At 70.9% G+C, this 15,437-nt stretch carries 9 protein-coding genes; 6 read left to right on the top strand and 3 right to left on the bottom strand.

The annotated features are described in order from the left end of the window. Window positions 1-6: 6 nt before the first annotated feature. Window positions 7-783: a hypothetical protein gene (locus OG299_RS10065; RefSeq protein ID WP_266634404.1), complete on the bottom strand. Its 777-nt coding sequence runs from the start codon at window positions 781-783 to the stop codon at window positions 7-9. A 154-nt stretch (window positions 784-937) separates the two neighbouring features. Then, window positions 938-2,620, bottom strand: coding sequence for a PucR family transcriptional regulator (locus OG299_RS10060; protein ID WP_266634406.1), 1,683 nt, complete (start codon window positions 2,618-2,620; stop codon window positions 938-940). 255 nt (window positions 2,621-2,875) lie between these two features. On the opposite strand from OG299_RS10060, the gene OG299_RS10055 reads away from it, so the two are divergent. From OG299_RS10055 to OG299_RS10030, 6 genes are all read left to right on the top strand, one after another. Beyond that, window positions 2,876-3,769, top strand: coding sequence for an FAD binding domain-containing protein (locus OG299_RS10055; protein WP_327361282.1), 894 nt, complete (start codon window positions 2,876-2,878; stop codon window positions 3,767-3,769). Between the two features lie 2 nt (window positions 3,770-3,771). Then, the gene (locus OG299_RS10050) at window positions 3,772-4,377 is read left to right on the top strand and encodes a (2Fe-2S)-binding protein (RefSeq protein WP_266634410.1); all 606 of its coding nucleotides are present in this window, start codon (window positions 3,772-3,774) and stop codon (window positions 4,375-4,377) included. Between the two features lie 2 nt (window positions 4,378-4,379). Next, window positions 4,380-6,782, top strand: a complete 2,403-nt coding sequence (locus OG299_RS10045; RefSeq protein WP_266634412.1) for a xanthine dehydrogenase family protein molybdopterin-binding subunit — start codon at window positions 4,380-4,382, stop codon at window positions 6,780-6,782. A 355-nt stretch (window positions 6,783-7,137) separates the two neighbouring features. Beyond that, the gene (locus OG299_RS10040; protein WP_266634414.1) at window positions 7,138-8,601 is read left to right on the top strand and encodes an NCS2 family permease; all 1,464 of its coding nucleotides are present in this window, start codon (window positions 7,138-7,140) and stop codon (window positions 8,599-8,601) included. 75 nt (window positions 8,602-8,676) lie between these two features. Next, a complete protein-coding gene (locus tag OG299_RS10035; protein WP_266634416.1) occupies window positions 8,677-9,840 on the top strand; it encodes an XdhC family protein in 1,164 nt (387 codons plus the stop codon). A 128-nt stretch (window positions 9,841-9,968) separates the two neighbouring features. Further along, window positions 9,969-11,261 carry a YncE family protein gene (locus OG299_RS10030; RefSeq protein ID WP_327361281.1) on the top strand — a complete coding sequence of 431 codons (1,293 nt, stop codon included), beginning with the start codon at window positions 9,969-9,971 and terminating at the stop codon, window positions 11,259-11,261. Between the two features lie 10 nt (window positions 11,262-11,271). Here OG299_RS10030 and OG299_RS10025 read toward each other — a convergent pair whose 3' ends face one another. Continuing rightward, window positions 11,272-15,426 (bottom strand): nSTAND1 domain-containing NTPase, encoded by a 4,155-nt coding sequence (locus tag OG299_RS10025; protein WP_327361280.1) that lies wholly within the window; start codon window positions 15,424-15,426, stop codon window positions 11,272-11,274. Between the last annotated feature and the right edge of the window lie 11 nt (window positions 15,427-15,437).

Genomic DNA, 15,437 nt, shown 5'->3' with positions numbered 1-15,437 from the left:
GCGCCGTCAGGTCGCCGGGGCCGGCTGGAGTTGGTCCGCCAGCCAGGTGGGGATGCCGCCCAGGAGGTGGAACAGGCGGCGGGCCTCCGCGCGGAGGCGGGCGGCCTCCGGTTCCGGCTCGGCTTCGGCCAGGGCCGCCAGCGCCGGGGCCGTGCCGATCAGGAAGCCCAGCTCCTCCCGGATGCGCAAGGACTCCGCGAAGCCCTTGCGGGCCTCCGCCACCTCCCCGTCCCGCAGGGCCAGCGCCGCCAGGTGCCGCCAGGTGAACGACAGGAGGAGGGTGTCCCCGTGGGCCAGGGCCCCCGCATGGGCGCGCCGGTACGCGGGCCGGGCCGACTGGGGGGCGTCCGCCAGGTGTTCCGCGACCAGGCCGCGCCGGAAGTCCAGCAGGGGCCGCGTCCTGGACCCCGGGGACAGCAGCGCCGCCGCCCGGCCCAGCGCCGACCGGGCCTCGTCCGAGCGGTCGCGGACCCCGAGCACGGTGGCCGCGTACGCCAGCTGCCCCCGCTCGCAGGCCGCCGAGCCCCGCTCGTCGTCGTCCCGGGCCACCGCCTCCGCGACCCGCAGCGCGTCCTCCGCCTCGGCCCAGCCCTGCCCGGTGAACAGGCACCGCTCGACCAGCAGCGCGGTCCGCTGCACGGCCGCGCCGGCGTCGGGCAGGTGCGGCGTCAGCAGGGCCGCCGCGTCGGTCCAACAGCCGCGCGAGCGCAGCCGCCATATCGCCCGCTGGAGGGGGTCGTCTCCCCCGGTAGTTCCGGCACCGGACATGGCGGTATCCGCCACATTGCCCTCCCCAAAGCAACCAAGCAGCACGTCGTCGAGCCCTGGGCCGAAATTTGAGCACGGATCGACGGCTGCGGCCAAGGGGTCGGGTGAACTCTTTCACAAAGTCCGGACGCCGCGTCAGGCATTCGGCACCGCCCCTGGCCGGATCTGCTCAGCTCATCCGCAGTGCCAGGAAGAAGTCGAGCTTGTCCTCCAGCCGCGACAGGTCACGCGACGTCAACTGCTCGATTCGCCCGACCCGGTAGCGCAGGGTGTTGACGTGCAGGTGCAGCCGCGTCGCACACCGCGTCCACGAGCCGTCGCAGTCCAAGAACGCCTCCAGCGTCGGAATGAGCTCCGCGCGGTGGCGGCGGTCGTAGTCCCGCAGCGGGTCCAGCAGGCGCGCCGTGAAGGCGCGGCGCACGTCGTCCGGGACGAACGGCAGCAGCAGTACGTGCGAGGCCAGCTCGTGGTGGCCCGCCGCGCAGACCCGGCCCGGGCGCGCCGCGGCGACCCGGCGGGCGTGCCGGGCCTCCTCCAGCGCCCCGCGCAGCCCCTCCGCGGAGTGCACGGCCGCGCTCACGCCCAGGGTGATCCGGCCGTCATCGGCGAGGCCCGCCTGCAGGGGCTCCCGTACGGCGGAGAGCAGCTCGTCGGCGTGCAGGGCGCTGTCCGGGCCGCCCTTCTCCTCGCCGGGCTCGGCGGGCAGGGCGGGCAGCGGTACGAGCGCGATGGCCTCGTCACCCGCATGGGCCACCGCGATCCGGTCCGAGGGCTCGGGCCCCGAGACGGACGGGTCGATCAGGATCTCCTCCAGCAGCGACTGGGCCACCGGGCCGCCGGGGATGTCCCCGCCCTCCCAGTCGACCCGCGCCACGACGACCTGCCAGTGCGGGGCGGTGCCCAGCCCGGGCAGCAGCACCGGGGCCGCGACCCGCAGGCGGGCGGCGATCTCGGCGGGCGCGGCGCCCGTCTGGACCAGCTCCAGCACCTCCTGGGCGAGCCGGCGGCGCACCGTACGGGCCGCGTCGCGCCGCTCCCGCTCGACGGCGATCAGCTGGGTCACGCCCTGCAGCAGGTCGAGCCGCTCGGCGGGCCAGTCGCCCGCGTCCGCCTCGACGGCCAGCAGCCAGTCCGAGAGCACGCTCTCGCGCACGTCACGGGCCCCGGGACCGCCCGGGCCCCGCCCCGCTCCCCTGATCGGGAACAGGGAGTACGTAATACCCTGGATGGAGATCCGGTGCGGGCCCCTGCGCCCGGTGCGGACCGCCGCCAGGTGCTCGCCGGCCAGCTTCGCGCAGACACCTGGTGCCAGGGGTTCTCCCGCGCCGGCGATCTGCCGGCCCGTGGGGGACAGCACCCAGGCGCGCAGATCGAGGTCGGTGGTGAGCAGATCGAGCACCACGTCGGGTCCACCGCCCGCGGGGCCCGAGGTCATCAGGCGGCGGTGCCGGTCCACGACGGCCGCGAGATCGCCCGCGCGCTCCCCCGAGACCTGCCGCACCACATACTCCGTGATCGTGGCGAATGCAACGTCTTCGTTCACAGCGAACAACGGCAGCCGGTTGCGCCGACAGGCTGAAACGAGATCGTCGGGGATGTCCCCGAGCTCCGCCTCGCCGGCCGCGAGGCCCGCGACGCCCGCGCTCGCCAGGATTCGTACGAACGGCTCGGAGTCGGCTGAATTTCTTCGCCAGGCCAGGCCAGTGAGGACGAGTTCGCCCCCGGTGAGGTATCGGCTGGGATCCCTCAGGTCGGTCGTCATGACGCCGCGGACCGTCCGGTCGAGTTCGTCCTCGCCGCCCAGCAGCCGCAGCCCCAGCGCCTCGGTTTCCAGCAGTGCGCGCAGCCGCATGGTGTCGCCGCCGATCTGTCTCGAATGTTGCCGTTGGAAATCGGGCAGGTCGTTGCATCCTGCCTTTCATACGAATCTACAAGACGAGGGAGGCCGCCAGCCAACTCCTTCATGGTTTCGGTGACTGCACCCGGAGGAGCCGCGGCTTGTGTACTGGCTCCACACCGCATTAACAGCACGTGAACGACCAGTCGAGGGCCCCCCGGGCCTCCTGGCTTGAAGTGAACGACACGATGAAGAAGAAGAGAGCCGCACATGGACTTCCTTCGCCCCGCCAGCTGGGAGGAGGCGCTCGCCGCTAAGGCCGAGTACCCCACAGCTGTGCCGATTGCGGGTGGCACCGACATCATGGTCGAGATCAACTTCGACCACCGCCGTCCGGAGTACCTCCTTGACCTCAACCGCATCGGACTGCTGCGGGAGTGGGAGGTAGGCGAGGAGGTCACCAAGCTGGGCGCCTCCGTCCCGTACACCCAGATCATGGAGAACCTGCGCGGCACGCTGCCGGGTCTCGCGCTCGCCTCGCACACGGTCGCGTCCCCGCAGATCCGCAACCGCGGCGGTGTCGGCGGCAACCTCGGTTGCGCCTCGCCCGCCGGTGACTCCCACCCCGCCCTCCTCGCCGCCGGCGCCGAGGTCGAGGTCGAGTCCGTACGCGGCTCCCGCCTCATCCCGATCGACGAGTTCTACACGGGCGTCAAGCGCAACGCGCTCTCCGCCGACGAGCTCATCAAGACGGTCCACATCAAGAACGCCACGGGCCCGCAGCAGTACTCCAAGGTCGGCTCCCGCAACGCGATGGTCATCGCCGTGTGCGCCTTCGGCCTGGCGCTGCACCCCGACACCCGGACGGTCCGCACCGGCATCGGTTCGGCCGCGCCGACCCCGATCCGGGCGAAGGCCGCCGAGGAGTTCCTGAACGCCGCGCTCGAAGAGGGCGGCTTCTGGGAGTCCGGCAAGGTCATCACCCCGTCGATCGCCAAGCAGTTCGGTGAGCTCGCCACCGGCGCGGCCAACCCGATCGACGACGTCCGCGGCACGGCGAAGTACCGCCGCCACGCGGTAGGCATCATGGCTCGCCGTCAGCTCGTCTGGACGTGGGAGCAGTACCGCGGCACGAACGGCCGCTCGCTTGAAGGGGCTGCGTAACCATGCGCGTCAATTTCACTGTCAACGGCCGTCCGCAGGAAGCCGACGACGTCTGGGAGGGCGAGTCCCTCCTCTACGTCCTGCGCGAGCGCCTGGGCCTGCCGGGTTCGAAGAACGCCTGTGAGCAGGGCGAGTGCGGTTCCTGCACCGTCCGCCTCGACGGCGTGCCGGTCTGTTCCTGCCTGGTCGCGGCCGGTCAGGTCCAAGACCGCGACGTCGTGACCGTCGAGGGCCTGGCGGACTTCGCCAAGCAGCGCGAGGAGCACGGCCACGGCGGTGCCTGTGGCACCGGCGGCGGCTGCGGCGGCAACGGCGTCACCACCGACGAGGCCAAGCGCTGGGCCGCCAAGCCCGGTGACTCCCAGACCGGTGAGGGCGTCGAGCTCTCCGGCATCCAGCAGGCGTTCATCGACGCCGGCGCCGTCCAGTGCGGTTTCTGCACCCCCGGTCTGCTCGTCCAGGCGGACGCGCTCCTGGAGCAGAACTCCGACCCGTCCGACCAGGACATCCGTGAGGCCCTGTCCGGCAACCTCTGCCGCTGCACGGGTTACGAGAAGATCCTCGACGCGGTCCGCCTCGCGGCCGCCCGTCAGGGAGAGGCGGTCTGACCATGGCTCAGAACACCCGCACCGTGCCCGCCGGTACGCCGACGAACGTCACCCAGAAGCACAACAAGGGCGGCATCGGCGAATCGATTCTCCGCCCGGACGGCACCCTCAAGGTCACCGGTGAGTTCGCGTACTCCTCGGACATGTGGCACGAGGACATGCTCTGGGGCCAGACCCTGCGCAGCACCGTCGCCCACGCCGAGATCGTCTCCATCGACATCTCCGAGGCGCTCGCCATGCCCGGCGTGTACTCGGTGCTGACGTACGACGACCTGCCGGCCGAGATGAAGAACTACGGCCTCGAGATCCAGGACACCCCGGTTCTCGCCAACGGCCGGGTACGCCACCACGGTGAGCCGGTCGCCCTCGTGGCCGCCGACCACCCGGAGACCGCCCGCCGCGCGGCCGCCAAGATCAAGATCGACTACCGCGAGCTGCCGCTCGTCACCGACGAGGCGTCCGCCCTCGCCGAGGGCGCGCCGCTGATCCACGAGGGCCGCGACGACCACCACATCGGTCACGTCCCGCACCCGAACATCGTGCACCGCCAGCCGATCATCCGCGGCAACGTGGAAGAGGCCCGCAAGCGCGCCGACGTCATCGTCGAGGGCGAGTACACCTTCGGCATGCAGGACCAGGCCTTCCTCGGCCCGGAGTCCGGTCTGGCCGTGCCGTCCGAGGACGGCGGTGTCGAGCTGTACGTCGCCACCCAGTGGCTGCACTCGGACCTCCAGCAGATCGCCCCGGTCCTCGGCCTGCCGCCGGAGAAGGTCCGTATGACGCTCTCGGGCGTCGGCGGTGCCTTCGGTGGCCGCGAGGACATCTCGATGCAGATCCACGCCTGCCTCCTGGCCCTGGCCACGAACAAGCCGGTCAAGATCGTCTACAACCGGTTCGAGTCCTTCTTCGGCCACGTGCACCGTCACCCGGCGAAGCTGTACTACGAGCACGGCGCCACCAAGGACGGCAAGCTCACGCACATGAAGTGCAAGATCGTCCTGGACGGCGGCGCGTACGCGTCCGCCTCCCCGGCGGTCGTGGGCAACGCCTCCTCCCTCTCGGTCGGTCCCTACGTCCTGGAGGACGTGGACATCGAGGCGATCGCGCTCTACACGAACAACCCGCCCTGCGGCGCGATGCGCGGCTTCGGCGCCGTCCAGGCCTGCTTCGCCTACGAGGCCCAGATGGACAAGCTCGCGGCGAAGCTGGGCATGGACCCGGTCGAGTTCCGCCAGCTGAACGCCATGGAGATGGGCACGATCATGCCCACCGGCCAGGTCGTGGACGCCCCGGCGCCCGTGGCCGAGCTGCTGCGCCGGGTCAAGGCCCGCCCGCTGCCGCCGGAGCGCCAGTGGGAGACCGCCGGCGAGGGCGCGGACGTCCGCGCGCTGCCCGGTGGCCTCTCGAACACCACCCACGGTGAGGGCGTCGTCCGCGGCGTCGGCTACGCGGTCGGCATCAAGAACGTCGGCTTCTCCGAGGGCTTCGACGACTACTCCACCGCCCGCGTGCGGCTGGAGGTCATCAACGGCGAGCCCGTCGCGATGGTCCACACGGCCATGGCGGAGGTCGGCCAGGGCGGCATCACCGTCCACACGCAGATCGCCCGTACCGAGCTGGGCGTCACGCAGGTGACCATCCACCCGGCCGACACCCAGGTCGGCTCCGCCGGTTCCACGTCCGCCTCGCGGCAGACGTACATGACCGGTGGCGCGGTGAAGAACACCTGTGAGGCCGTCCGCGAGGCGCTCCTGGAGATCGGCCGCCGCAAGAACGGCTCGTACCACCCCGCGTGGGCCACCGCCGAGCTGCTGCTCGAAGGCGGCAAGGTCGTCACCGACGCCGGCGAGGTCCTCGCGGACATCGCCGACATCCTCGAGGGCGAGGCCATCGACCTCGAGCTCGAGTTCCGCCACGCGGCGACCGAGCCCTTCGACCTGGTCACCGGCCAGGGCAACGGCCACGTCCAGTACACCTTCGCCGCGCACCGCGCGGTGGTCGAGGTGGACACCGAGCTGGGCCTGGTCAAGGTCGTCGAGCTGGCGACCGCCCAGGACGTCGGCAAGGCGCTGAACATGCTCTCCGTGGTCGGCCAGATCCAGGGTGGTACCACCCAGGGCCTGGGCGTCGCGATCATGGAAGAGATCATCGTGGACCCGAAGACCGCGAAGGTGCGCAACCCCTCCTTCACGGACTACCTGATCCCGACCATCCTCGACACCCCGACCATCCCGGTCGACGTCCTGGAGCTCGCCGACCCGAAGGCGCCGTACGGCCTGCGCGGAATGGGCGAGGCCCCGACCCTCTCGTCCACCCCGGCCGTCATCGCGGCGATCCGGCAGGCGACCGGTCTGGAGATCAACAAGACGCCGATCCGTCCGGAAGCCCTCACCGGCACCCTCTAGGACGGCGTGGTCCGGGGGCCGCGAGGCCCCCGGACCCCCACAGATTTCCGGGCGGTGTGACACCGGGAACGTCACACTTCCAGCCACACCGCCCGGAGCAAGAAGTCCGGAGTACGAAAAACCGCACCGCTCGCGGTCCGTTTCACCGGCAGTACCCCCACGAAACACCCGGTGGCCCCGGCACCCCGGAGCCGCCACCCGTACCGCAGAACCCCCGCAGTACCCGCAGTAAACGCAGTGCATTTCGCGTCGCCTCGGGCCGTCACCCCGGGTCGTGCAGCCAAACGGAGTTTCCCAAATCCCGCGTCTCCAATCTTTATGCGGGTGCCCCTTTGAACCTTGGGAGTTAGGCACCATGACCCAGTCGTCTGTGGAGCCCAAGACCACCGCGGAAGAGGCCGGCGACGGCTCTCGTACCCCCGCCGGGCGTTCTTGGCTCGACCGGTACTTTCACATCACGCACAGAGGATCCAGCGTCGGCAATGAGGTTCGTGGCGGAGTCACGACCTTCATGGCCATGGCGTACATCCTCTTGCTCAACCCGCTGATCCTCTCCGGCAAGGACGTCGCCGGAGACACCATGAGCCAGAAGGCTCTCATCACCGCCACCGCGTTCGCGGCGGCCCTGACCACGCTCCTCATGGGCTTCGTCGGCAAGGTCCCGCTGGCCCTGGCCGCAGGCCTTTCCGTCTCCGGCGTGCTCTCCTCGCAGGTCGCCCCGCAGATGACCTGGCCGCAGGCCATGGGCATGTGTGTGATGTACGGCGTCGTGATCTGTCTCCTGGTCGTCACCGGCCTCCGAGAGATGATCATGAACGCGATCCCGCTCGCGCTCAAGCACGCGATCACCATGGGCATCGGCATGTTCGTCGCCCTGATCGGACTCGTGAAGGCCGGCTTCGTCGGCAAGGGCTCCGAGTTCGGTCCTCCGGTCCAGCTCGGTTCGGTCGGCGAGCTCGCCGGCTGGCCCGTCCTGATCTTCTGCGTCACCCTGCTGACCATCTTCATGCTGCAGGCCCGCAAGGTCCCCGGCGCGATCCTGATCGGCATCGTCGGCGGCACCGTGCTCGCCGCGATCCTCAACGCAGTGGCGGACATCGACGCGAAGGCCTGGCGCAACGGTCCGCCGACCCTGAACGGCTCCGCGGTCTCGATGCCCGACTTCTCGCTCTTCGGCAAGGTCGAGTTCGGCGGCTGGGGCGACGTCGGCGTCATGACGGTCGGCATGATCGTCTTCACCCTGGTCCTCGCCGGCTTCTTCGACGCGATGGCCACCATCATCGGCGTCGGCACCGAGGCCAAGCTCGCCGACGACAAGGGCCGTATGCCGGGCCTGTCCAAGGCGCTGTTCATCGACGGTGCCGGCGGCGCCATCGGCGGCTTCACCGGCGGCTCCGGCCAGACCGTGTTCGTCGAGTCCGCCACCGGCGTCGGCGAGGGCGCCCGCACGGGCCTCGCCTCCGTCGTCACGGGCCTGTTCTTCGCCGCCTGCCTCTTCTTCACCCCGATCACGCAGATCGTCCCGGGTGAGGTCGCCTCCGCCGCCTTGGTCGTCATCGGCGCGATGATGATGCAGAACGCCCGCCACGTGGACTGGGCCGACACCGCGACCGCCATCCCGGTCTTCCTGACCGTGGTGGTCATGCCCTTCACGTACTCGATCACCCCGGGTGTCGCCGCCGGTGTCATCTCCTACGTGGCCATCAAGGTCGCGCAGGGCAAGGCCCGCGAGATCGGCGCCTTCATGTGGGTCCTGACCGGCGTCTTCCTGGTCTTCTTCGCCCTCCACCCGATCGAGGCGTGGCTCGGTGTGAAGTAAGGCCGGGCCGGTGATCAAGACCTGACCCTCCCCGCATCCGATACTGGAAACCGAACCTCTCCGAGGAGGCCGCACATGCTGGACATCGCCGAAGAACTGAACCGGTGGGTCGAGCAGGGACGTGACTTTGCCGTCGCCACGGTGGTGGCGGTCGGCGGGAGCGCGCCCCGGCAGCCCGGAGCCGCGCTCGCCGTCGACGGCGAGGGCACGGCCATCGGCTCGGTTTCCGGCGGATGCGTGGAGGGCGCGGTGTACGACCTGTGCCGGCAGGCGCTGGAGGACGGCGAGACCGTCCTGGAGCGCTTCGGCTACAGCGACGACGATGCCTTCGCCGTGGGTCTGACCTGCGGCGGGATCATCGACATCCTCGTCACCCCGGTCCCCGTGGGATCCCCGGCGCGCGAGGTGTTCGCGGCCGCGCTGGCCGCGGCCGCCCGCGGCGAGGCCGCGGCGGTCGCCCGGATCGCGGAGGGGCCGGCCGAGCTCAAGGGCCGCGCCGTACTCGTCCGGGGCGACGGCGGCCACGAGGGCGGTTTCGGGGGACACCCCGAGCTGGACCGCACCATCGCCGAGGAGGCCCGCGCCATGCTGGACGCGGGCAGGACCGGCGTGCTGGAGATCGGCGCCGACGGCCGGCTCTGCGGAGAGCCGCTGAAGGTGCTCGTCGAGTCCAGCGTCCCGCCGCCGCGGATGATCGTCTTCGGCGCCATCGACTTCGCGTCCGCCCTGGTCCGGATCGGCAAGTTCCTCGGCTACCACGTGACCCTGTGTGACGCGCGCCCCGTGTTCGCGACGAAGAACCGTTTCCCCGAGGCGGACGAGATCGTCGTCGAATGGCCGCACCGCTACCTCGAGGCACAGTCCTCTGCGGGCTCGCTGGACGGCCGGACCGTCCTGTGCGTGCTCACCCACGATGCCAAGTTCGACGTCCCGCTCCTCGAACTGGCCCTCAAGCTGCCCGTCGCGTACGTCGGCGCCATGGGCTCCCGCCGTACCCACGAGGACCGCAACAAGCGGCTCCGCGAGGTCGGCGTGACCGAGCTCGAGCTCGCCCGGCTGCGCTCCCCGATCGGCCTGGACCTCGGCGCCCGCTCCCCGGAGGAGACCGCGCTGTCCATCGCCGCCGAGATCGTCGCCAACCGCCGCGGCGGCTCCGGCGCGGCCCTCACCGGAGCGCACATACCGATCCACCCGGACACCTCGAACACGGTGATCGGCAGGATCGGCTCCGTCGCTTGAAGGACGTGAAGAAACGGGCGTGAAGAAGCGGGTGTGAAAAAAGGGCGTGACCCCAGGGTTGCGCCCTTTTGTTGTTCCGCCTATTTTACCGGCCGGTAACAGCGCCCCCCTGCAACGGAGTTGAGCGGATGTCCAGGACCGCACGCACCGCCCGCACGGCCCGCACCGCCCGTACCCCCGTACGTACGCTCCTCGCCGGTTGCGCGCTGGTCGCGGCCTCGCTGGCGGGAGGCCCCGCCTCGGCTTCCGCACCGGCTGCCGCCGCCGGCCCGGGCGTCCGCGAGGTGCTGTTCGTCGGCAACAACTGGGAGGGGACCGCCGATGTGCTCGCCTCCACCGGCGACCTCGCCAAGGTCGGCCGGATCAACATGATCCCCGACAAGGAGGAGCGGCTCCGGGAGATCTACCTCAATCCGATCAAGCTGGGCTTCTTCCTCGGCATCCGCAACACCGCGGGCGAGGGCCACGACCAGTTCGTGGACGACATGTACACCACGCCGGACGGCACCGCCGTGGTCGCCTCCCGCCCCAGCTTCGCCGACGTCGTCTCGATCGACGTGCGGACGGGCCGGGTGAACTGGCGCTTCCCCGTCGCCGGCTACCGCTCCGACCACATGGCGGTCTCACCGGACGGCACCCGCGTCGCCGTCTCCGCCTCCACCGCCAACACCGTGCACGTCCTGGACATCGCCACCGGGCAGCAGCTCGGCTCCTTCCCGACCGGTGACAAACCGCACGAGAACACCTTCAGCCGTGACGGCCGCTACCTGTGGAACAGCTCCATCGGGGACGTCACCTCCGCGCTCGACGCGCCGTGGCTGGACTGGACGAAGGGCGACCGGAAGCTCACCGTCGTCGACGCGCAGACCTTCCGTACGGTCCGCGTGATCGACATGCGCCAGCGGCTGGACGCCTTCGGCCGCTCGGACCTGTCCGACGCCGTCCGCCCCATGTCGTTCAGCCCCGACGAGTCCAAGCTCTACTTCCAGGTGTCCTTCTTCAACGGGGTCGTCGAGTACGACGTGGCCGCCGACCGGATCACCCGGATCAAGGAGCTGCCCCGCAACCCCGCCACCAACGCGGACCGCACCACCTGGGTCAACGACTCCCGCCACCACGGCATGTCCATGAGCCCGGACGGGGCCAAGCTCTGCATCGCGGGCACCATGGACGACTACGCCACCGTCGTGGACCGCGCCACCCTCGCCGAGGGGCCGCTGGTCCAGGCCGACAAGCCGTACTGGGCCACCGTCGACGGGGACGGCACGGCCTGCGTGATCTCCGAGAGCGGCGCCGACCGGGTCACCGCCATCGACTTCGCCACCGGCACCAAGCGGGTCTCCGTCCCGGTCGGCGACCACCCCCAGCGCGTCCGCCTCGGCCACGTCCCGACGGGCTGGACGGGGCCGCAGGCCCGGTAGGCGTACGGCCTCAGGGTGAGCCTGCCGGGCAGACTGGGCCCGTGGATCGGCCCGGCAGGTGTGCCGTCCGCTCTGCGGGGGTGAGGTCGCGGCCGACGACGCGGCAGATCTTCCCGATGGCGGCCTCGGGCTCCATGAGGACGACGTGCCACAGCCTCGCCGTCCTGTCGGTGCTGCCGGTGGCGAGGGTCTTGCCATCGGGGCTGAATGCCGCCGAGAGGACCGAAGCGGTGTGCCAGAGAAGGGTGACTTCGGCCTTGCCGGCCACGTTCCACAGCCTGGCGGTGTAGTCGATGCTGGTGGTGGCAACCCTGCTGCCGTCAGGGCTGAACGCCACGTCGTAGACCTGGTTGGTGTGCCCGACCAGGGTGTTGCGGAGCTTGCCCGTTGCCGGATCCCACAGGCGTGCGGTGTAGTCGTGGCTGCCGGTGGCGAGGGTTTTCCCGTCGGGGCCGAACGCCACGGAACGTACGGCGCCGGTGTGCCCGACCAGGGTGTTGCGGAGCTTGCCCGTTGCCGGATCCCACAGGCGTGCGGTGTAGTCGTGGCTGCCGGTGGCGAGGGTTTTCCCGTCAGGGCTGAACGCCACCGAACGTACCCGGTCGGTGTGCCCGAGGAGTTCGGCCCGCGGCCTGCCGGTGGCGACGTCCCACAATCGCACCGTGGGGTCGGGACCTCCGGTGGCCAGGGTCTTGCCGTCGGGGCTGAACGCCACCGAGTCCACCCCGCCGATGAACCCGGTGAGTTGGGTGCGGGGCCGGCCGGTGGCCAGGTCCCACAGCCACGCGCTGCCGTCGTAGCTGCCGGTGGCGAGGGTCTTGCCGTCAGGGCTGAACGCCACCGAGGTGACCACGTCCGTGTGTCCGGTGAGTTGGGTACGGGGTCGGCCGGTGACCGCGTCCCACAGCCGCGCGGTGTGGTCGACGCCGGCCGTGGCGAGGGTCTTGCCGTCAGGACTGAACGCCACCGCGGTGACCGACTCCGTGTGTCCTGCCAGCGTCGTGACCGTCGCATCGGTGGCCACGTTCCACAGCCGTACCGTGCGGTCGGTGCCGGCGCTGGCGAGGGTTTTGCCGTCGGGGCTGAACGACACCGCATGCACCTCGTCCGTATGTCCGGCCAGACTGGCGGTGGTCGCCCCGGTGGCCACGTCCCACAGCCGTACGGCGTGGTCTTCATCAGCGGTGGCGAGGGTCTTGCTGTCAGGGCTGAACGCCACCGAGAACGCGTTCGCGTCCAGGGAGCTGCGGAGCCGGTCGCTGGCGACATCCCACAGTCTCACGGTGACGTCATTGCCCGTGGTGGCCAGGGTTTTGCCGTCCGGGCTGAACGTCACCGCCCTCACCCCGTCGGTGTGTCCGGCCAGTTTGCTGCGGGGTCCGCCGGTCGTCACGTCCCACAGTTGCACCTCGTCCTGCGAGCCCCCGGTGGCGAGGGTCTTGCCGTCCGGGCTGAACGCAACCGAATTCACCTCGCCGGCATCCAGGGTGTGGCCCCTCTTCCCGGCGACCACGTCCCACAGCCGCACGCTGCCGTCGTAACTGGCCGTCGCCAGGGTTCTGCCGTCGGGACCGAACGCCACCGAGGACACCGCGTCGGTATGGCCGCTGAGGGTGGCGTAGGGCTCCCCGGCCGCCGCGTTCCACAGCCGTACTCCGCCGTCGCGGCCGGCGCTGGCGAGGAACTTGCCGTCGGGGCTGAACGCCACGGAATACACCTGGTCCGTGTGTCCGGTCAGTCTGTTGCGGGGTCGGCCGGTCGTCACATCCCACAGCCGCACGGAGTGGTCGTCACTGCCGGTGGCGAGCGTTCTGCCGTCGGGGCTGAACGCCACCGAGGTCACCGTCTGGGTGTGGCCCGACAAGCGGCGGTTCAGCGGGAGGGCTGCGGCAGTGCGCAGGCTTTCGAGTGATTCCGCGGTCGGGCTGTGGCGATAGGCCTGGACAGCCAGCAGGGAGGCGAGTTCCGGGTTCGTCCTGATGAACGTGTGTGACTGGGCCGCCAGCTGCCGAGACAAGGCCTCTTGCCTCTCGGTGTTGGCCGCCCGCCACTGCCACAGTGCTCCGCCCGCGGCGATCAGGGCGAGGGCCAGGAAGCCTGCCAGCACCGCGATGAGGCGTCTGCTGCGCCGGATGACGGCCTGCTGGCGGTCCTGGCTCGCGGCGAGGAAGGCTGCAATGCCCCCCGGGAGACGGCGTTGCTGCGACCATTCGAGGCCTTCCGCCAGCGCCGTGCCCCCGAGGAGGTCTCCTGGGTCGGCTTTGTCGGCCCAGCGGTCGCGCTGTTCCCGGGTGTGGTCCAGCCATTCGTGGAAACGGTGGTCTTGGGCGACCCAGTCCCGCAGTTTGCCCCAGTCGCGGATGAGTGCGTCATGGATCAGCTCGGCCACCGGCTGCCCGGGAGGGGCATCGGGGTGCCGGGGGGAGCGGAGCGTCTGGGTGGTGATGATGCGATGGCGTGTGAGTGCCGCGATGACGTCGTCGACGGCCTTGTCTCCGCCGGGACCGTCGTCGGGGCTCGCCGCGAGGTCGCGCAGCTCGTCGAGCGGGATCTGGGCACGGGTGGCCGGGATGTCGTGGTTCGGGTCGGCCGGGCGCACCAGGGAGGTCAGGATCCGCTGGGCGATGGTCCGGTGACCGGCGGGCAGCCGGTTGAGGGCCGTGTCGCACCAGGTCGTCAGGCTGCCGGTGACTCCGCCGATGCGCTGGTAGGCGTCGTGGGTGAGGTATCCGTCCTGGCGTCGCTGCCACAGCTGGCTGAGGGTCAGCTCGAGCAGGGGCAGTACCGTGGCGGGCACCTGGTGGGCCACCGCTCCCTCGCGGGTCGTGGCGAGGACGTCGATGATGATCTGCTCGGCCAGCCCCGGCTGCAAGCGGAGCCCCACGTCCTGGGCGGGCAGGGTGATGATGTCGTGCAAGTCCTGCCGGCTCAGGGTGCCCGGAACGTTGAGGAGTCCGGGCGTCGCGGCTTCCAGGAGCTGGGGAGCCAAGGCGGCCAAGCGGGGGTAGAAGTCGTCGCGCATGATCAGGACGACGCTGAGCTCGCTGTACGCATGGACCTCCGCGGTGATCTGGTCCACGACGGCCAGGCCCCGCTTCTGCCGTTCACTGTCGGCCGGCTGGGTGAGGAGCTCTTCGAACTGGTCGATGACCAGCACGACACGTTGAGCCCCGGGTTCGGACGCCAGTCGGCGGGTCACGGCCGCGGCGAGTCCGGCAGTGGCGGCCCCGGGCAGCCCGGCGCGTTCGAGTTCGGCCGGCAGGTCCTGCCTGGGGCGGGCGATGACGGGCAGCCAGCGGTCGCTGCCCCGCTCGCCCGCGGCCAGCGCACGCAGGACACCGGCCTGGATCAGTGAGGATTTCCCTGAGCCGGAGGGGCCGAGCAGCAGTGTCAGCCGCTGGTGCCGGAACAGGCCGTCCAGTACCTGCCGTACCGCGTCCTTCCGGCCTTCGAACCACCGGGCGTGTTCCGCCGTGAACGGCTCCAGCCCCCGGTAGGGACACACCTCCTGCTCGGCCAGCGCCGGCCAGACCTCCCGCAGGACCTGCGTCGGCGTGGCATAGGCGATGCCCAGCCCCCTGCCGTGCTCGTCCGTGGCCGTGATCTCGGTGAGCATGCCGATGACCAGGCCGGTCTTCTCGTCGAGGACCGGCCCGCCGCTGAACCCGGTGGTCAGGTCGTTGGCGCGGGTCAACTGCAGGTGTACGCCCCTGCCCTCGACGGCCGACAGCAGATCGCCGGCCCTGCCGTAGCCCCAGTGGCCGCCCGGCGGGGCCTGGGCGGGGAACCCGTACGAGCACACGTCGTGGCCCCGGCAGCCCGCCGCCGAGCCCAGCGGCAGCGCCTCCACACCCGCCGGGGTGGTGCTCAGGCGTACGACGGCCACGTCCTCGTCCTCAGGGGCCCGCCACGGCTCGACCAGGACCTGCCCCTCGGCGCGGGGCGCACCCGCCGCGTGGGGGAAGGCCAGCCGTACGCTCTCGCCGGGTCCGCCGCCCGCGCCCTCGACGACGTGCGCACAGGTGACGACGATGTCTTCGGCGACCAGGAAGCCCGCCCCGGCCACCGCCCCGTCCGGTCCGAGGACCTGGGCCACGGCAGAGGGCAATCCTCGGGTGCGGTCGCCGTCGGGCCCGGGCTCCCCGTCGGCGCTGACCACCGCCATGGCTACTCCTG

It is taken from the genome of Streptomyces sp. NBC_01296, assembly GCF_035984415.1.
In the GTDB taxonomy this organism is placed as follows: domain Bacteria; phylum Actinomycetota; class Actinomycetes; order Streptomycetales; family Streptomycetaceae; genus Streptomyces.
Note: the sequence above shows the minus strand (reverse complement) of the source record. Positions and strands in the feature narration are given on the sequence as shown.